This window comes from Hymenobacter telluris, from assembly GCF_017313265.1.
Lineage (GTDB): Bacteria > Bacteroidota > Bacteroidia > Cytophagales > Hymenobacteraceae > Hymenobacter > Hymenobacter telluris.
This window is the reverse complement of sequence record NZ_JAFLQZ010000014.1, coordinates 17,242-38,802: the sequence shown is the minus strand read 5'-3', so window position 1 is coordinate 38,802 and position 21,561 is coordinate 17,242. Positions and strand designations below refer to the sequence as shown.

General features: G+C 56.2%; 20 protein-coding genes and 1 tRNA gene. 8 read left to right on the top strand and 13 right to left on the bottom strand.

All coding sequences use genetic code 11. The features are described 5' to 3' along the window. Positions 1 to 239 precede the first annotated feature (239 nt). From plsY to J0X19_RS17890, 3 genes are read left to right on the top strand one after another with little or no spacing between them, the layout of a single operon-like run. Entirely contained in the window at positions 240 to 881 is a 642-nt protein-coding gene (plsY, locus tag J0X19_RS17900; protein ID WP_206985792.1) for a glycerol-3-phosphate 1-O-acyltransferase PlsY, read from the top strand. Positions 882 to 901: 20 nt separating this feature from the next. Continuing rightward, positions 902 to 1,399 carry a DUF2199 domain-containing protein gene (locus J0X19_RS17895; RefSeq protein WP_242582946.1) on the top strand — a complete coding sequence of 166 codons (498 nt, stop codon included), beginning with the start codon at positions 902 to 904 and terminating at the stop codon, positions 1,397 to 1,399. Between the two features lie 50 nt (positions 1,400 to 1,449). Continuing rightward, positions 1,450 to 2,817 carry a dipeptidase gene (locus J0X19_RS17890; protein ID WP_206985790.1) on the top strand — a complete coding sequence of 456 codons (1,368 nt, stop codon included), beginning with the start codon at positions 1,450 to 1,452 and terminating at the stop codon, positions 2,815 to 2,817. 78 nt (positions 2,818 to 2,895) lie between these two features. Here the strand turns inward: J0X19_RS17890 and J0X19_RS17885 are convergent, their stop codons facing one another. The 3 genes from J0X19_RS17885 to J0X19_RS17875 all read right to left on the bottom strand — a co-directional run bounded on the left by J0X19_RS17885 (position 2,896) and on the right by J0X19_RS17875 (position 5,403). Further along, positions 2,896 to 3,492 carry a porin family protein gene (locus tag J0X19_RS17885; RefSeq protein WP_206985789.1) on the bottom strand — a complete coding sequence of 199 codons (597 nt, stop codon included), beginning with the start codon at positions 3,490 to 3,492 and terminating at the stop codon, positions 2,896 to 2,898. Between the two features lie 337 nt (positions 3,493 to 3,829). Then, positions 3,830 to 4,492, bottom strand: coding sequence for a porin family protein (locus J0X19_RS17880; RefSeq protein WP_206985788.1), 663 nt, complete (start codon positions 4,490 to 4,492; stop codon positions 3,830 to 3,832). 152 nt (positions 4,493 to 4,644) lie between these two features. After that, entirely contained in the window at positions 4,645 to 5,403 is a 759-nt protein-coding gene (locus J0X19_RS17875) for a porin family protein (protein WP_206985787.1), read from the bottom strand. 198 nt (positions 5,404 to 5,601) lie between these two features. On the opposite strand from J0X19_RS17875, the gene J0X19_RS17870 reads away from it, so the two are divergent. Both J0X19_RS17870 and J0X19_RS17865 read left to right on the top strand, forming a co-directional pair. Next, positions 5,602 to 6,729 carry an acyloxyacyl hydrolase gene (locus tag J0X19_RS17870; protein WP_206985786.1) on the top strand — a complete coding sequence of 376 codons (1,128 nt, stop codon included), beginning with the start codon at positions 5,602 to 5,604 and terminating at the stop codon, positions 6,727 to 6,729. 143 nt (positions 6,730 to 6,872) lie between these two features. After that, on the top strand, positions 6,873 to 7,559 hold the full coding sequence (locus tag J0X19_RS17865; protein WP_206985785.1) for a DUF2306 domain-containing protein: 687 nt from the start codon (positions 6,873 to 6,875) through the stop codon (positions 7,557 to 7,559). Here J0X19_RS17865 and J0X19_RS17860 read toward each other — a convergent pair. After that, complete coding sequence (locus J0X19_RS17860; RefSeq protein ID WP_206985784.1) at positions 7,556 to 8,584, bottom strand: quinone-dependent dihydroorotate dehydrogenase; 1,029 nt, start codon at positions 8,582 to 8,584, stop codon at positions 7,556 to 7,558. The genes J0X19_RS17865 and J0X19_RS17860 overlap by 4 nt on opposite strands. A 234-nt stretch (positions 8,585 to 8,818) precedes the next feature. Between J0X19_RS17860 and J0X19_RS17855 the strand changes: the two genes are divergently transcribed. Further along, positions 8,819 to 8,894 (top strand) — tRNA-Lys (locus J0X19_RS17855). Between the two features lie 93 nt (positions 8,895 to 8,987). Here J0X19_RS17855 and J0X19_RS17850 read toward each other — a convergent pair. Beyond that, positions 8,988 to 11,411, bottom strand: a complete 2,424-nt coding sequence (locus J0X19_RS17850) for an outer membrane beta-barrel protein (protein WP_206985783.1) — start codon at positions 11,409 to 11,411, stop codon at positions 8,988 to 8,990. 228 nt (positions 11,412 to 11,639) lie between these two features. Here J0X19_RS17850 and J0X19_RS17845 point away from each other — a divergent pair, with 228 nt between their 5' ends. Then, positions 11,640 to 12,671 carry a sensor histidine kinase gene (locus tag J0X19_RS17845; protein ID WP_206985782.1) on the top strand — a complete coding sequence of 344 codons (1,032 nt, stop codon included), beginning with the start codon at positions 11,640 to 11,642 and terminating at the stop codon, positions 12,669 to 12,671. A gap of 51 nt (positions 12,672 to 12,722) precedes the next feature. After that, positions 12,723 to 13,469, top strand: coding sequence for a LytR/AlgR family response regulator transcription factor (locus tag J0X19_RS17840; RefSeq protein WP_206985781.1), 747 nt, complete (start codon positions 12,723 to 12,725; stop codon positions 13,467 to 13,469). A gap of 123 nt (positions 13,470 to 13,592) precedes the next feature. Here J0X19_RS17840 and J0X19_RS17835 read toward each other — a convergent pair whose 3' ends face one another. The 8 genes from J0X19_RS17835 to J0X19_RS17800 all read right to left on the bottom strand — a co-directional run bounded on the left by J0X19_RS17835 (position 13,593) and on the right by J0X19_RS17800 (position 21,439). Continuing rightward, on the bottom strand, positions 13,593 to 15,131 hold the full coding sequence (locus J0X19_RS17835; RefSeq protein ID WP_206985780.1) for a YifB family Mg chelatase-like AAA ATPase: 1,539 nt from the start codon (positions 15,129 to 15,131) through the stop codon (positions 13,593 to 13,595). Between the two features lie 162 nt (positions 15,132 to 15,293). After that, positions 15,294 to 15,884 carry a D-sedoheptulose 7-phosphate isomerase gene (gene lpcA / locus J0X19_RS17830; protein WP_317194791.1) on the bottom strand — a complete coding sequence of 197 codons (591 nt, stop codon included), beginning with the start codon at positions 15,882 to 15,884 and terminating at the stop codon, positions 15,294 to 15,296. Positions 15,885 to 15,902: 18 nt separating this feature from the next. Further along, positions 15,903 to 16,319, bottom strand: a complete 417-nt coding sequence (locus tag J0X19_RS17825; RefSeq protein ID WP_206985779.1) for a hypothetical protein — start codon at positions 16,317 to 16,319, stop codon at positions 15,903 to 15,905. Positions 16,320 to 16,452: 133 nt separating this feature from the next. Further along, positions 16,453 to 16,806, bottom strand: coding sequence for a hypothetical protein (locus J0X19_RS17820; RefSeq protein ID WP_206985778.1), 354 nt, complete (start codon positions 16,804 to 16,806; stop codon positions 16,453 to 16,455). Next, a complete protein-coding gene (locus J0X19_RS17815; protein WP_206985777.1) occupies positions 16,790 to 17,080 on the bottom strand; it encodes a hypothetical protein in 291 nt (96 codons plus the stop codon). Before J0X19_RS17815 ends, J0X19_RS17820 begins: the two co-directional genes overlap by 17 nt. Positions 17,081 to 17,175: 95 nt before the next feature. After that, a complete protein-coding gene (locus J0X19_RS17810; RefSeq protein ID WP_206985776.1) occupies positions 17,176 to 19,023 on the bottom strand; it encodes an ABC transporter ATP-binding protein in 1,848 nt (615 codons plus the stop codon). Between the two features lie 131 nt (positions 19,024 to 19,154). Then, positions 19,155 to 19,514 (bottom strand): hypothetical protein, encoded by a 360-nt coding sequence (locus tag J0X19_RS17805; RefSeq protein WP_242582911.1) that lies wholly within the window; start codon positions 19,512 to 19,514, stop codon positions 19,155 to 19,157. Positions 19,515 to 19,615: 101 nt separating this feature from the next. Beyond that, positions 19,616 to 21,439, bottom strand: a complete 1,824-nt coding sequence (locus tag J0X19_RS17800; protein ID WP_206985775.1) for a hypothetical protein — start codon at positions 21,437 to 21,439, stop codon at positions 19,616 to 19,618. Positions 21,440 to 21,561 lie beyond the last annotated feature (122 nt).

Sequence of the window (21,561 nt, the reverse complement as noted above, 5' to 3'; positions counted from 1 at the left end):
AACGGGCTAAAAGCTAGAAAGCTAGTTCCCCTCCTTTTTTAAGGAGGGGTTAGGGGTGGTTAACTAGAGTTAAAAAGCTAGACCTAGTTATCGTTCTAATGGTTTTTACCACCCCTGCCCCTCCTTGAAAAAAGGAGGGGAGATAAACCTAGCTTTCCGGCCTATAGCCAGCTGGCTTTTTAGCCGTACTTCTATCTTTGGCGTACTGCCCCACATCTTCCTGCCCGTTCCCACACTGTATGAACTTACCTTTAATCATCGGCCTGTTGGTGGCCGCTTACCTGCTGGGTTCCATCCCAACTGCCTTATGGGTTGGGCAGCGCTTTTTCGGCCTTGATATTCGGGAGCACGGCTCCGGCAATGCGGGCGCCACCAACACGTTTCGGGTGCTGGGCAAAAAGCCGGGCTCCTTCGTAATGGCCATTGATGTGCTGAAAGGTTGGGCCGCCACCTCGCTGGCGCAGGTGATGCTCAGTCAGGGTGCCATCCGGTCTGAGCAGCTGCTGTACTTCCAGCTGGCGTGCGGCATCCTGGCTATTCTGGGGCACATCTACCCGATATTCGCGGGGTTTCGGGGTGGCAAAGGCGTGGCCACGGTGCTGGGCATGATGCTGGCCATTGCCCCGGCCACGGTGGGCGTCTGCATTCTGGTGTTTCTGGCGGTGCTGGCCGTTTCGCAGTACGTTTCCCTATCCTCCATGACGGCAGGCGTCACGTTTGCGCTGTTGCAGCTGCTGCCTGCATTTCGGCCGCAGAACCCGCTGCTGCTGTGGTTTGGCTTTGTGCTGGCGGCGCTGCTGATTTACACGCACCGCGCCAACATCGGCCGCCTACGCGCCGGCACCGAAAGCCGCGTGCCGCTGCCGTGGAAACGGAAGTAACTCTTTTGATCTGAGACGTGATGAGCTTTATTTGCGCTTGCTGTGGGAAAACGCATGATGCTTTACCCGATTTAGGCTTTGCTAAGCCAGAGCCATATTTCGATGTTCCCGAAGAAGAAAGGAAATTAAGAGTCCAGTTGACTTCGGACACCTGCATCATTGACGAAGAGCATTATTTTATCCGTGGCATACTAGAAATACCTGTACACGAGCAAGAAGAAAGCTTCGGACTTGGTGTATGGGTCAGTCAAAAGAAAGAGCATTTCTATACGTACCTAGAACAGCCTAATACTGCCGAGATAGGACCATATTTTGGCTGGTTGTGCTCTAGTATCTTAGCTTTCGGCAACACCTACTTGTTGAAGACAAAAGCACACTTTCAAGGAGATAATCGGCGTCCGCAAATAGAACTTGAACCCACGGAAGAGCCGCTAGCAATAGCGCAGCGCGAGGGCATAAGTCTAGAAAGGGCTTGGGAAATCGTGCATGAGTACCTGCCATCTGGCGCTGACGGTTAACAGAAGTTCCTACTTTTACCCCGCATTTCCCCACTAACACTACTGCCCGCATGGCTTCTTACCTCGCTAGCAACCAAGAGCGTTTCCTAACCGAGCTGATCGACTGGCTCCGCATACCGTCCGTTTCCGCCGACCCCAAGTTTCAGGCCGATGTGCGCAAAGCCGCCGACTACCTAGCCGACCGGCTGCGCGAAGCCGGCCTCGAAAACGTAGAGCTGTGCGAAACCGCTGGCAACCCCATCGTCTACGCCGATAAAATCATCGACCCGAGCCTGCCTACCGTGCTGGTATACGGCCACTACGACGTGCAGCCCGCCGACCCCTACGAGCTGTGGACCTCGCCGCCGTTCGAGCCGGTTATCAAAGACGAGAAGATTTACGCCCGCGGCGCCTGCGACGACAAAGGCCAGGTGTACATGCACGTGAAAGCCTTTGAGGTGATGATGCAGGAAGACGGCGGCGTGCCCTGCAACGTGAAGGTGATGTTTGAGGGCGAAGAGGAAATCGGGTCCAACAACCTGGGCATCTTCGTGAAAGCCAACAAAGAGAAGCTGGCTGCCGATGTCATCCTGATTTCCGACACCGGCATGCTCGCCAACGATGTGCCCAGCATTGAAGTAGGCTTGCGCGGCCTGAGCTACCACGAAGTGGAAGTAACCGGCCCGAACCGCGACCTGCATTCCGGCCTCTACGGCGGTGCCGTGCCCAACCCCATCAACGTGCTCTGCAAGATGATTGCCAGCCTGCACGACGAAAACAACCACATTACCATTCCCGCTTTCTACGACAACGTGGCCGTGCTCAGCGCCGACGAGCGCGCCGAGCTGAACCGCGTGCCGCACTCCGACGACGAGTTCAAGCAAAGCATTGGCCTCAAAGACATCTACGGCGAGAAGGATTACACCACCGTGGAGCGCGTCGGTATCCGGCCCACGCTGGACGTGAACGGCATCTGGGGCGGTTACACCGGCGAGGGAGCTAAAACCGTCATTGCCAGCAAGGCCTTCGCCAAGATTTCCATGCGCCTGGTGCCCAACCAGACCTCCGACGAAATTACGGCCCTGTTTCAGCAGCACTTCGAAAGCATTGCGCCCGCCGGCGTAACAGTAGTAGTGCGGCCCCACCACGGCGGCGAGCCGGTAGTAACCCCCACCGACTCGGTGGCCTACAAAGCGGCGGCTGATGCCATGGAAACTACCTTCGGCAAGCGCCCCATTCCTACGCGTGGCGGTGGCTCCATCCCGATTGTGGCCATGTTCAAGAGCGAGCTGGGCCTGGATACCGTGCTACTCGGCTTCGGGCTGGATTCCGATGCCATCCACTCGCCAAACGAACACTACGGCGTCTTCAACTTCCTGAAAGGCATTGAAACCATTCCGCACTTCTACCGCAACTACGCGGCAGCTATGAAGGCGTAACCCGCTCATAATAACGCATGAAAAAGCCCAGCTACATTAACAGTGGCCGGGCTTTTTTGTAGGTTGTTTGTGCCTCTGTCAGTTGCCTTGAAACGAGTAAGTAAGGTATAGCTGGAAGGCGCCGTTGCGGATGTTGTTCTGCACTTTGGTAGTGCCTACCAGTACCGATTTTTCGATGTTGGTGATGCCACCGTTGTAACGCAGGCCAACCCCGAGCCCGGCTTTGCGCTGGTAGCCCAGGCCGAATATATAGCCAGCGTCCACGGTGTTGTAGCGTGCTTTGGTGTCAAACTGCTGGGTATCCACTTTGTCATGGGCCGCTACCAGGAAACCCACCTGCGGGCCGGCCTCAAAGAACAAGCCATCCACGTTGATATGGAATACCAGGGGCACGTCTACGTAGTCGAGGCGGGCATGAACCGTGGGTGATGTAGCGAGTTTGGCCCCCTTGCGGGAATAGATAACCTCTGGCTGAAACGCAAATAAGCGGCTCAACCCGACATTAAGAAAGCCGCCTGCCTGAAAGCCAAATGCACTTTCGTAGCCGGAAGCCTGCTTGCCGGTCAGGTCAGATAGCGTACCACCGGCTTTGAGGCCCAATGATACGTTGCGCTGGGCGTGGGCAGTTCCGGCAAGGATGGTGAGGAGTAGCAACAAGACAAATTCCTTCTTCATAAGTAAGCATATGGCTGCGAAAGCCGTGGAAAAACGGCCCGAAGCTAAAAGGAAAATGCGTGTAGCTCCACTATATAGCACCGTAAACCTTCGATAAGGCGTATGAATTGCTTTTGGCAGAAGATGCAGTGCTTATCTAGAACGGCCCCCTTATACGCCCGGTAGCAGATACCCTACGTACAGTCGAAATACGCTGTTGTGGCCCTTGACCCAAAAGCCCGGTGCAGGGTAGAGCCGGCACACACAAGACAGACAGCAGCTTATTTGTATGATAAGAAAAACAAAACGCTCCGCACCAATACTGGTGCGGAGCGTTTAAGCTTTGCAGTAAAACAGATTACTTACCGGGCAGCAGAAACCCAACCGAGGCCTGAAACACCGAGTTGCGGGCATTGCGCAATTCCCCGTTGTAATAGGTGTTGTTTTTGGCAAAATCTGTTAGGCTTCCATTGTAGCGCAAACCAATAAGTAAGCCTAGCTCTGACTGATATCCTAAGCCAGCAGCGTACCCTAGTTCATTGCGGTTGATATTATCGATATTTCTCTCTGATTCACTGCGAGCAGTAATAACACCTGCTATAGTCCGCGTCGATTCATCTTTTATTTTCAACAGGTAACTGTATTGCGGACCTGCTTCTACATAAAACCCTCCTGCTTTGATCTTGAGTAGTACAGGTACATCAAGGTAATTGTAAGTGACATTACCCTTGTTATTGTAGAGCCCAAATAGCCTGTTTTCATCAAATTCAAAGCCCTTCTGTGAAAACAAAACCTCTGGTTGGAGCGAAAGAAAACCGTCGTCAATCAGTCCTACATTGAGCATTACACCGCCATGAAAGCCTACTTTATTTTGAAAACGGTCCTCATCAGTTAGGTCGCCGGACAGGTTAGAGAGGTTGGCACCGGCCTTAACACCTAGTCGGATGCCTTGTGCGTGAGCGGCTGGTGCCAGCGCAAAGGCCGCAGCTACCGTAGCCAGGATAAAGAGTTGCTTTTTCATTACAATGAAGAAATGGAGGTAAAAGAGCAAGCACTGCAAACAGCCCTACTTACGTAACAGAACAGTTGGTGTTAACGCAGAGCTATTAAAAACAAAAAACCGGCTGCTCTCACATGAGAAACAGCCGGTTTTCGTTTGGTTTATGCCAACAATTACTTGGTTGGAATCAGGTAACCGAGTTGCAGCGTAAAGGCATTGTTGAATGCCTTCGGCTCGTTGTCGGTGTTTTTTGAGTCGAGGATAGAGTTAAAGCCACGGGCATAACGCAGGCCCAGGCTAATACCACCGTCGGTCATGTAGCCTACACCAGCTACGCCGCTGATATCTACATTAGAAAGATCAGACTTTTCGCTGTCTTTAATGCCGGAACCGGCGTAGAGCTGGAAGTCGGAATTGCTAGTCTCTTTCGTTTTATTACCAGCGGCGTCTTTGTAAGTCGTTTGCTGTTTCAGCTTCGAGCCGAACAAGTAGCTTACCTGCGGGCCTAATTCAAAGAATAGGCCACCAGCATTAATTTTTGCTAGCAAGGGCACATCAATATAATGCAGTACGCGCTGCTGCTCAATTTCAGCTTTCACAGTACCAGCAGGTGCATTTGGGAAAGTGGTGCCAGACTTTGACTCAGACTCGATTTCGTAGCCTTTGCGGTTATATAACAACTCGGGAGCAAACGAGAAAAAGCCGTCGCTGCTCAACGGAATCGAGAAGCTTAGGCCTGCATTGTAGCCTAGCTTGTAATCTTTAAGGTCGGAGCTATAACCTGGGCCTGTGAGCAAGTTTACGTCGTCGCCGGAAACGTTGGAGAAGGTACCGCCAACCTTAACGCCGAGGCGGAATCCGCCGGCATCTTGGGCTTGGGCAACAGAAACAGAGGCAGCAGTTGCCAGGGCAAGGGTGAGAAACTTTTTCATGAAAAAATAAAGGTGGAGGTGGCAAACACAAAGCAACAGCACAAGCCTGAGCCCAAGGCTCCGGTGAGCCGCTTACAGGGCCTCATACTCCCAAACCACCTCCTTTTGTTACACTATCATTGAAAAATAATCTAATAGTGTGCTGGGTGCTTGTCTATCAAGTCAATGCATATTTTTGCGTTCCTCTACTCTCTGACTATGCGGTTTTTTACGCGTATTGTACTCATTCTGCTAGGTTTAGCGGCTTCATTGGTAGTTCCCAGCCACGCTCAGGCACCAATAGCCGAGCCTCCGCCGGCCGCTCCGGGGCCGCTTATTCTGGGGGTGTACGCGCAAGGCAGCTTTATCATTGCGCATACGCCGGCCGTGCAACACTTGGCCGTGTCGCACCCCACGGGAGTGGAGCTGAATTTGCAGCGGCAAACCAATGGCTCTGAGCCCTGGCACGCCTGGTATCGGTACCCTCGTATTGGGGTGGCGCTGGTGTATTACAATTATCACAATCCCGTGCTGGCGCAATCCTACGCCAGCACCATTTATATAGGCAAAAGTTTGTTCCGGACACCCAAGCAGGAGCTGAATTTCCGATTGGGAACTGGCCTGGCGTACTTTCCTAACCCTTTCAACCTCGAAACCAACCACAAAAACGCCATTGTCAGCTCCCGCCTGAACGCTACCTTGCAGATGCGCTTTGAGTATGACGTAGCCGTGGCCGAACATGTAGGGTTGCTGGTTGGGCTGGGGCTGAATCACTATTCCAACGGCTCTACTGCCAAGCCCAATATGGGCATCAACCTGCCCACTCTTTTCCTGGGTATCAACTACCACCAGCAGCGCCCCTTCGTGCCGTTGGTAGTGCCCCCCCATGATTTGCCTGCTGATATTGGCCAGAACTTTTTGAACCTGAGCACCAGTGTCGGCTTCAAACAGCTGAACCCTGCAAACAAGCAGAAATACGTAGTGCAGTCGGTGTCGGTGTTGGCAGGACGGCGCATCAGCCGCAAAAGTAACCTGCTGGTAGGGCTTGAAGGCTTCTACGACCGAAGCTTGGTACGCCAGCAGCGCGATACCGCCCGCAGCACCAGCAACCTACCCGACGTGAAAAAGGCCGGCCTGGTGCTTGGCCACGAGCTGCTATTTGGGCGCCTGGCAATGGTGACGCACCTGGGATTCTACGTGTACAACCCGTACAAATCCAACGACTTTTACTACGAGCGGATTGGCTTGAAATACCACTTCACCAACCGCATTTTTGGCGCCGTTGACTTAAAGGTACACCGTGGCTCTGCCGATGTGCTGGAGCTGAAAGCCGGCGTAAAGCTATGACAAGCTACAGTGTGGCTTACCGCTTAAGAAGCTCTGTAAGTAGCTTCATACCCCGGAATTGCGGCTTGAGTAAATGGTGGTTGGAGTAGAGAAGCTGATGTTGGATCTTCACCTCATCCTTTCACTCCCTCTCTGTTTCACCAATGGAAACCTTCTTGCTGTATAACCGCTGGCTGCACATTGCGGCAGGTTTTGTAGGCTTTTTTGTGGCGCCGGTGGCGCTGTACGTCCGCAAGGGTGGCGCGGCGCACCGGCGGTGGGGGCAGGTGTTTTTCTGGGCTATGTTGGTAGCAGGCATTACGGCGCTGCTGGCGGCTTCGCTCAAAGGCCTCACGTTTCTGCTGCTGACGGGTATTTTCAGTTTGTATCTCGCCTTTTTCGGCTACCGTTCCCTCTACCTCAAGCACTTGGGGCAAGGCCAGCGCCCTGGCTTGTTCGATTGGCTGCTGGTCTGTGCGGGGCTGCTGGTGTTCCTCAGTACGCTGGTATTCGGCGTGAAGTCGGGGGCGGTGCCATCGTTGGTGTTTGGGGCCATTGGCGTGATGACCACCGGCCGGCAGCTTTGGTCGTATGTGCAGGCAAAACCGCAAGCGCCGGGGCAATGGCTGCTCAACCACATATCGGGTTTCGTGGGCTCCTACATTGCGGCGGTATCGGCCTTTTCAGCCACTAGCCTGCATTTCATTCCTTGGCCCTGGAATTTTCTGTGGCCCACCTTGCTCATCGTGCCGCCCATGGTGTGGGTGCAGCGTCGCTACAAAGCCCGTTTTGCCAAAGGCCAGCGCCCCGCCGATGTAGTGGAGGTGCGCATCCAGCCCGAAGCTGCTTAAACCAATGCGTGGTTGATGCGCTTTATCAGGCCCGGCCCCTCGTAAATGAAGCCGCTGTAGAGCTGCACCAACGATGCTCCCGCGGCCAGCTTCTCCTGCGCATCCTCGGCCGAATGAATACCGCCCACCCCAATAATGGGCAGCGCGCCATCGGAATGCTGGTGCAGGTAGCGGATAACCTCGGTGGCTCGTTGGCGCAACGGCCGGCCGCTGAGGCCGCCCGCCCCCAGCGCCGTTACACGCTCCGCTGCGGTGGTCAGGCCCTCCCGGCTGATGGTAGTGTTGGTAGCTACCAAACCGCTAAGCTGAGTTTCTCGCGCAATCAGCAGAATATCGTCGAGTTGGGTATCCGTGAGGTCGGGGGCAATTTTGAGCAAAAGCGGCCGGGGAGTAGGCAGCGCCTTGTTGCGCTCCTGCACCTGTTGCAGCAGTTGAATCAGCGGCTCCCGCTCTTGGAGCTGCCGCAGGTTCGGCGTATTCGGCGACGACACGTTCACCACGAAGTAATCGACTACCTCGTGCAGGGCTTCCACGCAGGCCACGTAGTCGGCGGCAGCCTGTTCGTTGGGCGTGTCCTTGTTCTTGCCAATGTTGCCGCCAATAAGCAGGTTTCGGTTGCGGCGCTGGCGCAACCGGGCAGCCGCAGCGGCGGCCCCTCCGTTATTAAAGCCCATCCGATTCACCAACGCCTCGTCCTGCGGCAGCCGGAACAACCGCGGCTGCGGATTGCCAGGCTGGGGGCGGGGCGTCACGGTGCCAATTTCCACAAAGCCAAAACCCAATGCGCCCAGCTCGTCCGTGAATTCAGCATTCTTGTCGAGGCCGGCGGCTAGTCCTACCGGGTTCCGAAACCGTAGCCCAAATACTTCCCGCTCCAAGCTGGGATGTTGAAAATCATAGAGCTGGCGCAACAAGGCTGGTGTGCCCGGTACCCGGTGCGCCCGTTTCAGGTTGTCGAACACCAAATGGTGGGCGCGTTCGGCATCCAGCCGAAAAAACAATGGCTTTAGTAAGGCTTTGTACATAACAGGCTACAAAGGTTCTGAGATGCAAAGCTCCTACTTATTCTGGTACCAGAAAGTATAGATTGCGCTTTATTCCTATGATTTATTTGCTTGTCTATATAATTGATAAAGAGGTGAGTTGAAAGAACAGAGCAGTTTAACCGAATATAAATTCATGTGTGGATTTGGAGATTGAAAATGTACCCCGTACTTTTGCCATCCCTTCCAGAAAATAGCTGTCTGGCAGTGGAAAATGATTCTGTAGCTCAGCTGGTAGAGCAATACACTTTTAATGTATGGGTCCTGGGTTCGAATCCCAGCGGGATCACCAAAACCCGGTCTGCAAGCGTGCAGACCGGGTTTTTTGTTTTCACTCAGCCATCGGTTAAATTTTCTGTGGCAACTCGTCGGCTACGAAAGAGCCTCAATTTCCTGCCCGGCCTTCCTCGTCGCTGCTGCCGGTGGTGCGGCGGGCCAGCGTTTTGCCGCTACCAATCTTGCAAGTGAGCGTCAGTAGCACCCGCCGGCTTTCCCACTGGTTGTTCCAGGTCATGTTCACGTTGTTATAGCGCAAAGTACTACGGAAGCGGCTGGTTGAGAAAACGTCGTTTACCCGCAAACTCAGCGTGGCTTTGTCGGCCCAAAGCTGCTTTTTCAAGCCCAGGTTTACGGCCCCGTTGGCTTTGGTGTGAAACAGGCCCTGCACCGCGGGCGAGCTGTAGAAGCCGCCTACCAGTAGCTTGTAGCTGCGGGGCATCGTGAAGGTATGGTCGGAGCTGGCCGACCAGCTGTAGCTGGCTAGATTCACCGCTTGGCCTTCCACCCGAGTACGCACCTTGTTGTAGGAGCCGTTGAGTTGGTTGTCCATGCCCCACCATTTGTTGAGGTCGGTATGGCCGCCGGAGCTGAGTGTGAGCGTCGACGCCTGGGCCAGGTTTTCGGGGCGGCTGGTTGATACCTTGGTTTTGTCGTTCTGGTACACTACGTCGTTCTGGGCATTGGTTTCGTGCAGGTAGCTCACGCTCAGCACCTGAAAGTCTTTGTGCAGGTAGTTGACCACGAAAGATTGCGACAGAGAAGGCGCCAGGAATGGGTTGCCCTGTTGAGCAGTATAGGCGTCGGTGTAGATGAGGAAGGGGTTGAGGCTCTGGTAGGAAGGCCGGGTGATGCGGCGGCTGACCGAGGCGCTGACCTGGTTCTGCTCGTTGAGCTTGTAGCTGGCAAAAGCGCTGGGAAACAGCTGGAAGTAGCGCCACGCTACCCGCTGGCCCGTAGTGGCCGATACCCCCGTTGAGTGGGTGAGCTCACCGCGCAGACCGGCTTTCAATTCCAACCGGTTCAGGGTGGTATTGGCGCTCAGGTAGCCGGCACTGATGTGCTCGTCGTACCGGAACTGGTTGGTGCGGAGCGTGTCAGGCAGCCAAGTGGTTTCGGCGAGCTTATCGAATTGGATGGCACTGCGCGACGTCACCCAACTGGTTTTCGCGCCGGTTTCCAGTTGCAGCTTGGTGCCCGCCACCGGGTGCACGTAATCTACCTTGGCAGCCCGGATGGTGGTTTCCGACGACTCAGCGCTGCGTAGCTGCCCGGCGTCCTGAGCTTGCTCGTTGCCGGAAACGTACTGCCGGTTGAAAAACTGCTGCTTGCTGGCGCTGGTGTAGCGCACGTAGTCGGCGTTGGCGCTTAGCTCGCGGCCAGTGCTGTCCAGTGTCCAGCGGTAATACAGGTTCAGGCCTTGGTTGCTGCTGTTGTTGTTGCGTGGGTTGTCCATCTGGCGGCGGCCGGCGGGGTTGCCCGCCGCATCGGTGGTCCTGGAGTTGCTGGTTACGGCGGCGTCGGTCTGGTTGTGGTTGCCGCGCACCTGCGCCCCAATGCTGTGCTTGGTGGTGAGGGCCACGTCGGCACCGGCTGCGTAGGTGCCGCTGTACGTCAATGGGCGCCAGTAATTTTCCTGGCTGAATGCACTGTCGCGGATGATGCGCGTCATGGTCAGGCGGTTGAACGAGTTGTAGCGGCCCCCATCGAGGCGGGTAAACAGCCGTACCTTGCCCACGTTGTACGAGAGGTTGGTGCCGGCCCAGCTTTTCTCGAAGCGGCCCTGGCCCAGGCCGGCCGTAGCGGTGCCGCTGAGGCCGGGCAGCTGGCTGCGGCGCAGCTTGATGTTGAGCACGCCCGCCGTACCGGCAGCATCCATGGATGCCGGCGGATTGGGCAGCAGCTCAATCTGGCTGATAGCCGAGGCTGGCAACGACTTCAGATAGTTGGTTAGGGCCTCTCCCGACATGTAGGTGAGCTTGCCATCAATCAGCACGTTTACGCCAGCACTGCCCCGGTACACGAGGTGGTCGTCTTTGTCGAGCGTGACGCCGGGGGCTTTGCGTAGTACCTCCAGGGCGTTGTCGCCGGCGGTGTTCAGGCGCGACACGTTCAGCACGGTGCGGTCGGCGTGCTGCTCCAGCACGGGCGTAGTGCCTTGCACGGTTACTTCCCGCAGGGCTGTGGCCGTGGCTTGCAGGCGCAGCGCAGGTACCGTGACCAGTTCTTTTCCCACCGTGAAGGCGCTGCTACGGGCCGACGTGTAGCTCATCAGTAAGGCCTTCACGCAGTAGCTGCCGGGCTGCACGTTGCCGAAGCTGTAGGTGCCCTGCTCGGTGGTAGCCTGCGAGTTGGCAACTACCGAGTCGGGGAGGTGCAGCAGCACGGCCGTAGCGAAGCCCAGCGGCTGATTTGCCGCATCCTGTATTGAGCCGGTAACAGGGGCTTGGGCGAAACTGCGCTGGGTGAAGCCAGCCAGCATGAGCAGCACGAACAGCAGGCAGTGGCGGCGGAAAGAGTAGAGAGTAGACATCGGGAAAGGCGTTGGCTGATTGACGATTCAAAGGTTCGCCGCCCAGAGCCCAGCTGAAAAAACATTATCCTACCTGCTTCAAACCCGATGTGAAAGCATGCTGTCGGCTTATTTCCGGTTCACATCACAAACTGAGGGTTTCAAATAAAAAAGTACCGGGCGCTACCTACCGGCGCTAGTTTTGGCCTTGCCTTTCACTTGCTGCTTCTGCGGCCTGCCTAACGCCCTATGCTGCCAATAAACACCGCTTCCAAGTCCGCTCTCCATTGGCACGTACTGGGCTGGCTGCTGTATAGCGGCTACCAGATTTGGGGCGTGTTTCTGCACCAGGGCACTTCTCTGAGAATAAGCCTGTGGCTGACATTTTCGGTGTTATTTATCCGGCTAATAGAGTTTTATCTATGCTATTCGATAGTATATCCGCGGTTATTGCGTGCGGGCAAGGGGGGGCGGCTCGCCATTGCGCTAGCCGGAGTTATTGCGTTGTATATCGGGGCTCGTGCGCTTATTGAGGAGGTTATCTACCCGGCGGTACTGGGCTTTCATAACTACACCCCAGATACCAGCGTGACCTACTATATTTTCGATAACCTCTTCTTTGCCAGCCCCATGATAGTGATAAGCGCCGCCGTGTGGAGCGCGCAGGCGGCCTTGCGCCGGGAACGGGAAAACCAGCTGCTACGCGGCGAAAAACGGACGGCCGAGCTGGCTTTTCTTAAAACCCAAATCAACCCGCATTTCCTGTACAACACGCTCAACATGCTCTATGGCATGGCCTATCCGGTGGCCAAGCCGCTGGCCAACGCCATCCTCAAGCTGGCCGACCTGATGCGCTACATGCTGCACGACAGCTCCGACGGTCAGGTGGAACTGACGCAGGAAATCGAGTATCTGCACAACTACCTGGACTTGTACCGCCTGCGCTTTCCCGACCAGTTTTTCGTCGATTTCACGGTAACCGGCGAGTCCGACGGCCACCGCGTGGCACCGTTGCTGTTCATTCCGTTCGTTGAAAACGCCATCAAGCACGGCGTCCTCGACGACCCGGCCACGCCCGTGCGCATCCACTTGGCTTTGCAGCCCCAGGGCCTCACCTTTGAAGTGCACAACCAAAGCAGCGACTATCAGAAAGATGCCACCACGGGCATTGGGCTGCCCAATCTGCGCCGCCGCCTAGAGCTGCTTTATCCGCAGCAGCATACCTTACAGATTGATACCACGGGCAAGCAGTTTATTACGTCTTTGCATCTGATGCGCTAGGGCTGCCCAACTTAATTTCTTCCCGAATTCCTTTGTATCCGCTGTTTGCTTATGATTCGTTGCCTCGCCGTTGATGATGAAGCGCCTGCCCTGGCTATTCTTGCCGATTACATCAGCCAAGTGCCTTTTCTAACGCTCGTAGGCACCACCACCAATCCTATTGAGGCGCTAACCTGGGTGCAGCAGGGCCGCGTTGACCTGGTGTTTCTGGATATTCAAATGCCCAAGCTCACCGGGCTGCAATTTCTTAAGCTCAGCGGCAACAAGTGCAAAGTGGTGCTCACCACCGCCTACCCGGAATACGCGCTGGAAGGCTACGAAAACGATGTAGTGGATTATCTGCTCAAACCGATTTCGTTTGAGCGGTTTCTGAAAGCCGCCCAGAAAGTGCTGGCCCTGCAACCTATGGCGCCACCCGAGCCAGCCCCGCCACCAGCCGCCCCAATTGGAGCCGTGCCACCACCGGCACTGGCGCCGGCAGTGGGTCACATGTTCGTGAAGGGCGAAACCAAAAACAAGTTTCTACGGGTCAATTACACTGATATTCTCTACATCGAAGGGCTCAACAACTACGTGTCCATCCACTTGCCCACCCAGCGGCTAGTCACCTATCAAACCCTGCGCGAGTTAGCCGAAACCCTGCCCCAGCCGCCCTTTCTGCGGGTGCACAAGTCGTTCATCGTGTCGCTCGACAAAATCCGGATGGTTGACGGCAACACCATCTACATCCAGGACAAGGAAATACCCGTCAGTGAAACCTACCGGGACCAGTTCTACCGCCTGATTCGGGAGGCGTAAGCTGTTGGCTGCTGTGGTAAACCCTGTCATTCCGAGTGCCGCGAGGAATCTGGGTTGTAATGCTGATAACTCAGATTCCTCGCGGCACTCGGAATGACAATAGCTACAATCTGGAAAGGACAGCTAGCCGGCCCAGCCTTCCCGGTCGAGGCTGCGGTACTGAATGGCTTCGGCCAAGTGCTCGATGCGAATGTCGTCGGTGCCGGCCAGGTCGGCAATGGTACGGGCCACTTTCAGAATCCGGTCGTAGGCGCGGGCCGAGAGGCCGAGGCGCTCCATAGCGGTTTTCAGCAACGTGCGGCCTTCCGGGCTAATCTGGCAAATGTCCTTCACCATTTGGGGCGGCATCATGGCGTTGGAAAAGATGTCGGGAAACTCCGTGAACCGCGCTGTTTGCACCTTGCGGGCCTTTTCCACCCGTTGCTGAATGTCGTGGCTGGTTTCCGATTTGCGCGTTTCGGTCATCTGGTCGAACGTCACGGGCGTTACTTCCACGTGCAGGTCAATCCGGTCGAGCAGCGGCCCGCTCACTTTGTTGAGGTAGCGCTGCACCACGCCGGGTCCGCACACGCATTCTTTCTCGGGGTGGTTGTAGTAGCCGCACGGGCACGGATTCATGCTGGCAATGAGCATGAAGTTGGCCGGGAAGTCGATGCTGACCTTGGCCCTGGAGATAGTCACGCGGCGTTCCTCCAGCGGCTGCCGCATTACTTCCAGCACCGTCCGCTTGAACTCCGGCAGCTCGTCCAGGAACAGCACGCCATTGTGCGCCAGTGAGATTTCGCCCGGCTGCGGATTGCTACCGCCTCCCACCAGTGCCACATCGGATATAGTGTGGTGCGGGGCCCTGAACGGCCGGGTGCCCAGCAACGAAGCATTAGCCCCCAACTTGCCCGCTACCGAATGAATTTTGGTGGTTTCCAGCGCCTCCAGCATGTTTAGCGCCGGCAGGATAGTAGGGAGGCGCTTGGCCAGCATGGTTTTGCCGGCGCCGGGCGGGCCTATCATAATAACGTTGTGCCCGCCAGCCGCGGCTATTTCCAGGGCGCGCTTGATGTTTTCCTGGCCCTGCACATCGGCAAAGTCGGCGGCGTACTGGTTGGCCTCGTGCTGGAAAATGTCGCGCGTGTCCAGCACCAGCGGTTCAATAGCCAACCGACCCTCGAAGAAGTCGATGGCCTCCTGCATGGTATCCACCGCAATAACATCGAGGTTGTTGACGATGGCCGCTTCCCTGGCGTTTTCACGAGGTAGAATAAAGCCTTTGAACCCCTCTTTGCGGGCCTGAATAGCAATGGGCAGCACGCCCTTAACCGGCCGCAAGGCCCCATCCAGCGCCAGCTCGCCCATAATGATGTACTCGGAGAGCCGGTCGGTAGTAAGCTGTTGGGAGCCGTGCAGAATGCCCAGCGCAATGGGCAGGTCGTAGCTGGAGCCTTCCTTGCGGATGTCGGCCGGGGCCATGTTCACCACCACCTTGGTACGCGGCATCCGATACCCCCGAAATTTCAGGGCCGCTTCAATCCGCTGCTGGCTTTCCTTAATTGCATTATCGGGTAGCCCAACCACATAGAAATTAGTGCCCTGCGATACAACTACTTCAATGGTAATAGTATAAGCATTAACGCCCTGCACGGCTGAGCCGAAGGTTTTGGTAAGCATGAAGTAGAAGAAAATATAGAAAATAATCCAACGAATATAAGCACGAAAAAGCCGGAAGAATATAACTTCTTCCGGCTTTTCAAATTCTGTCAAGTTAATCCAACTTCATCAGTTGAATGTACATTCCAAGCCTGAATCAGGGCCATGAAAAATAGCGGGCTCTCAGGCCATCAACTGTTCGATGAGCATAATCAGAATGTGAATAGCCTTGATGTGAATTTCCTGAATCCGGTCGGCGTAGCCGGAGTGTGGTGCCCGGATTTCCACGTCGCAGAGCGCGGCTAGCTTGCCACCGTCTTTGCCGGTCAGGCCTACCACTAGCATGCCGCTGGCTTTGGCGGCTTCGGCAGCTCGCAGAATGTTGGGGGAGTTGCCGCTGGTGCTGATGGCCAGCAGCACGTCGCCAGGGCGGCCCAGGGCTTCCACAAAGCGGCTGAATACGGCGTCGTAGCCATAGTCGTTGGCTACGCAGCTCATGTGCGATGCCTCCGTGAGGGAAATGGCGCCCAGGGCGGGCCGGTCGTTGCGGTAGCGGCCACTCAATTCTTCGGCAAAATGCTGGGCGTCGCAGAGGCTGCCGCCGTTGCCGCAGCTGAGTATCTTGCCACGCTGCCGTAAACTGCCCGCCATCAGCTGAGCAGCCTGTTCGATGGCAGCTAGGTTGGCCGGATCGGCAAGAAAACGGTCGAGAACGTTGCGGGCTTCCGTCAGTTCAGCCCGAATCGAGTCAGTTAAGGAGGTTGCGTCAATCACACCGCAAAGATAAGCGCGCTAGGCTAGCGGCGTGCCGTCGCGGTCGGTGGGCAGGGGCCGGGTGGGCGCCGCAGTAGGGGTAGGGGCCACGTAGCCATCGGGGTGAACGGTGGTGCCCGTGCGGGTGCCGCCCACCGTGGTGGGGCTGCGCTGTTCTATCTGCTGGTCGTAGAGGCGGGCTTTTAGCTCGTTGATTTTGCCTTCACGCGAAGCTACGTCGCGGCGTAGCAGCACACTGTCGAGGTTTTCAGTGACGAGCTGCAACAAAAGCAGAACCCCGCTAATCAGGAACAGGCCATAGTAGAAGTTCGTGGGGTTGCTACCGGCGGTTACCGATATCAGGCTGTCGCGCGAGCCAGGACTAAGCACCAGCAGCAAAACCAACAGCAAATAAATCATCACCAGAACAGTAACCAGGCGTTTCAAAGCAAGCATAAGGCGGCGAAGCTAAAGTGGAATATGACCCGTCGTACGCAAAAACATACCGGCCGGGTTAAATATAGGATTTCGTTGATGGTAATTACCGGATGTGGTTGAGCTTCTGCTTGGGATGGAAACGAACTGCTGGTTATTTTAACCTGGGGCTACCGGCGCGGGCTGAATCCAGGCGCTGTAACGCAGCTTGTAGTTTCTGGCGCTCAATCTGAAACAAGCTGTCGGTGGGCACCTGCTGCAACGAATCGAGTAGGTGCTTGGCTGCCGCTGTGTCGTGCCGGTCGAGCAGGGCATTGGCTTGGAGCAGCGCATCATCGTAGGCGTGACTGGCGGCTATTTTTTGTTGTACAGCCAGTTCGGCCTGTTGGCGAGGGGCGTCCTGGGCTTGGTTGTACTTCCGCCACAGCCAGCGGCCGGCTTGCAACAGCAGCAGCAGCACAATCAGGGTGGCCACCCAGCGCCGCCCGGTATCAGATGAAGGAGTCATATGCCTCGGCAGCTTGGGGCCCAACTGTAACGGTACCAGATAGCACGGCAGAATCGGCGACGATTACGGGGGCAGTGCTGGCGGCTTGGCTGGCCCTGATTTGTTGTTCCAGGGCTCGGCTTCGCTCGTTGACTTGCTCTATGCGAATGGCCGAACCGGGGCGCTGCTCTTGGCGCCAGGTTTTGTAGCCGAACCGCAGCCCAATCATTGGCAAGACCAAAATCCAGATCCATTGCGACGTATACCAGGGCGCTTTAGGAGTTGGAGTGGTCATTGAATAGAATCATCAGTTGCTGTGAATTTCTGAATAGTACTCTTTGACACCCATTTCCTTCGGCCTACTATGTACCGAGCTGCGAACGGCCAATGCTACACTAATGCGGCATTGGTGGCCTGCATCTGGCTGAGGCGCTGGTAGAGGCCACCGGGCTGGCGCAGCAGCTCGTCGTGGGTGCCGCGCTCGGCAATGCGGCCTTGGTGCAGCACTATGATTTCGTCGGCGTGCTGCACGGTGCTCAAGCGGTGCGCAATAACCAGGGAGGTGCGGTGCTGCATCAGGCGGGTCAGGGCTTCCTGCACCAGCTTTTCGCTTTCGGTGTCGAGGGCCGAAGTGGCCTCGTCAAGAATCAGGATGGGCGGGTTGCGCAAGATGGCACGGGCAATGCTCAAACGCTGCCGCTGCCCCCCCGACAGCCGTCCGCCCCGGTCACCGATGATGGTCTGGTAGCCGTCGGGCGTGGCCGTGATGAAGTCGTGGGCGTTGGCAATGCGGGCGGCTTCCATCACCTCGGCTTCGGTAGCCTGGGTGTTGAAGCGGATGTTATTGAAAATAGTATCGTTGAACAGGATGCTTTCCTGCGTGACAATGCCCATTTGCTCGCGTACTGAATGAATAGTACAGTCGCGCACATCGTGGCCATCAATGAGGATTTGGCCGCCGGTAGGGTCATAAAAGCGCGGTAGCAAATCGGCCAGCGTGCTTTTGCCCGAGCCCGATGGGCCTACCAGCGCCACGGTTTTGCCTTTCTGAATGGTGAGGTTGATGTCCTGAAGCACGGGGTCAGTGCCGTAGGCGAATTGCAGATTGCGCAACTCAATCTGCTGCTCGAAAGCCGGCAGCAACTGCGCGTTAGGCTTGTCCCGGATAGCCGGTTCGGTATCTATAATGCCCAATACCCGCTCGCCAGCCACTAGCCCGCGCTGGATGTTGCCGAACGACGACGACAGCGCTTTGGCTGGCGTGAGTACCTGCGAAAACAGCACCACGTAGCCAATAAATGTTTCGCCTGTCAGATTGGACTCGCCGCCCAGAATCAGGGTGCCGCCGAAGTACAGCAAACCCGCTACTACGGCTACGCCCGCAAATTCCGAAAATGGTGAGGCCAAGTCGCGGGTATTGTCTATGCGGCGCGAGGTGCGGGCGTACTCGTCGTTCTGGTCTTCAAACTTGCCTTCGATGTACTGCTGCGCATTGAACGCCTTGATAACCCGAATGCCGCCCAGCGTCTCGTCAATCACCGACAGCATCGAGCCGAGCGTGCTTTGGCTTTGCTTGGCCTGCTGCCGCAGCCGCTTGGCCACCCCCGCAATCAGAATGCCCGAAATCGGCAGTAGAATCAGGGTAAATAGCGTCAGAGGTACCGACATGTAGAACAGCACCGCGAAGAAGGCAATAATCTTGAGCGGCTCCTGAATTACGGCCGTCATCGTATTCACCACCGACGATTCCACTTCCTGCACGTCGGCCGTGAAGCGCGACATTAAGTCACCCTTCCGTTCGCCGGCAAAATAGCCCAACTGAAGCTGCAAGATGCGGCGGTACAAATCATGGCGCAGGTTCCGGATGACACGGGCGCGCACCTTGGCCAGTAGCCGCAAGCTCAAATAGCGGAACAGGTTGCTGCACAGCACCGACACCACCACGATAATGCACACGAAGGTCAGGGCGCCCATCGTGCCGTGTGTGGCCAGCACATCGGCAAAAAAGTAGTTGAACGTGTCCTTCACCCAATCCAAGCTGAAGTGGAAGGCCGGCAGCTGGGTGGAGGCCTGCGTGGGGACTTGGTCGGTTTTCTCGAACAGCACCTGGAGCAGCGGGATAATCAGCGTGAAGTTGGCTAGCCCGAACAGCGTAGCCAACACAGTATACAGCAGGTATTGGGGCAGAAAGCTGGCTAGCGGCCGAGCGTAATGCAGAATGCGGAGGTAAGTCTTCATCGGAATCGGCAAAGGTAACGCATCTGCAAAGGTCCGGAAGGCTGGCTTGTCATTCCGACGCAGGAGGAATCTGGCGTAGTTCAATCACTGTATTAACCGAGCTTCCTCCTGCGTCGGAATGACAACGAGCGTTATTCAGCTTTGAAGACGGATACCACTTCAATTTGCCCTAAAATGTGGCGGTTGAAATCGGCCAGCTCCTCGGCGGGTACCCATAGCTCTTCGTGCTCCTGGTTGCCCACGTTCTGTACCTCAAACGTGGCGGCGTAGTCGGCCTCCACCGCAAAGCGCAGCACGTAGCCCACACCATAGTACGGCACGTTCCAGTCGCGGGCAATCTGGGCAGCGTACTGCTCATTGAGCACGGGGTAGAAAATTGGCTGTTCCGGCAGGCGCGGCGGAAACTCCCGCCACCCCGAAGCGGCAATCAAATCCAATTCCTGCTGGTTTACGGGGCGGTACAGCAGCATAGCTTCCGGGTCGTGGCGCATGGTTTTGATACGCTGATTATTGATGAGGTGATGTGCTGGTGGTTGATGGATGAAGAACTAAAAGTGAGTATCAGCCCATCTATTTAGCAATAATCAGCGCATCAAAACTCATGCAAACGCTGAGCAATATTCCAGCGTAAGGCCACTTGCGGAAACACCGTGTTTTGAGTGGCGGCATCAGTGAACGACTGGCGACGCACAATGAGTTTGGCGTCCAGCCACACATTGTGGCGCGGCTGATAGGTAGCCGTGAAATCGGTGTGCACCAAGCGCGTCTGGTTGCCCTGGCCGATGGTGTTGCCGAATTCCTGCACCCGCGTATCGTAGGAAATCAATGGGTTGCCGCCGTAGTTGACGATGGAGCCGTTGGGGTTGGTGCGGTCTAGGCCCTGCTTGGTGTAGAACGCCTTGCCAACCAACTGCAGGCGTGGTAGCGGCTGATAGCTCAGGATGCCTAGCACCTCGTACAAGTTGGCGCCCATCGGGTGAGCCAGCGGCTGCTGGTAGTGCTGGTAGTTGGTGTAGCTGTCGGCGTGCTGGTAGGTAAACGGGCGGATGTAGTTGAACTCCACCTGTACATCCAGCGTGCGGATACCGGCCACATTCACGTACTTCCCACCCAGCTGAAAGGCTTGCTTGTTGGCCCACCAGCCGTTGCGGGCCCGCACCTCGCTCAGCTTGAATTCATCAAGCATCAACTGACCGTAGAGCTGGCCGGTGTTCTTGATATTCCATTTAAAATCCAGGCCTAGCACGGTGTTATCGGCCGAGCCAATGTGCTGTTCTACCGCTCTATAGAAAATAATTGGATTCAGATATTCCAGCTCAAACCCCCGCCGCTGGCTGCCTGGAATAATCTTGCCGGTGTTGTCGCGCCGGAAATTGCGCCCGCCCAGAATGGTGCTTTCGAATACGCCCACGTTGAAATTGGAAGTCACATCGAAGCTGAGGTGATGCAGCGCCATGTACTTCTTGCGGTAGATGGTATCTATTGGGCTACCGTTAGCATCGTAGCTGCGGTCGGCAATCATCTCCGTAAACAGGTTCTGGTAATTGAATTTCCAGATGCGGGTATTCAGCTTCAGAAAGAAATAGGGCGCGCTGTAATCCGACAGAATCAACGAGCGGTAACCATTACCAATGACGTTTCGGTCGTGGCCAAGTTGGGCGCTGATGTGCTTGGTAGCCGCGTACGTAACGTAGCCGCGGGCCGTGAAGAAGTCGTACTGATTGCCGCCGATAGTCTTGAAGTCCTTCCAATACCCCTCATGCGGCACTATTCGGTCGCGCCGGATGCGCTGCTGCACGTACAACGGCACGCCCTGCTGGTTGTCGGCCAAGAAAGTGTAGAAGCCCAGCCGCTCATCAATAGTGCCTTCCACCTGCACACCCCGCGTATTCACGTAGCGCAGCCCGTCGGTTTCCGAATCCTTGCCCGCCGAAAGGCCCAGTACGGGGTTCACGCGCAGCGTAAAATCCGGAATAGAAACGCTGTATAGGTCTGATTGGCGCTGGTAGAAGTGCTTGAACAGCGGCCGGCGGCTCTGGTTGTAGCGGGCGGCTTGCGAAGAGAAATTCCAGTTGTCGCGCAGTAGATATTCGGCGTTGAACCGGTCCTGCTGCGAGAGGTTGGCACTGTCGGCCAGCATCCGCTCGGCCATGCGGGCCACTGCGGCGCGGGTATACGGCCGCACGGAAGTATGCAGGCTGCCCAACGAATCGGTGCCGTACTGGATGGCATATCGGTCGATGAGGCGGTACACATCTACATCAAGCGGTACGGTGTTAGATGCCGTCGGAATGTCGGCTTCGGGCACAGGCGGCGGAGGCGGTACAGGGTCATTGAATTGCAACGACATGCTTTGCCCAGCCACCTGGCTGCCTAGCAGCGCATTAAAAGCTAAAAAGAGAAGACATTTTTTCATAAAAGCAGAACTGCGGCCTGCGAAAAGACGCACAGTTCAACAAACCTACGCACTTGCGGCAACACTCCACCGCCGGAACGCACGAGTGACATTGTTTCGCATGTGACTGGCCGGTTTGCCTG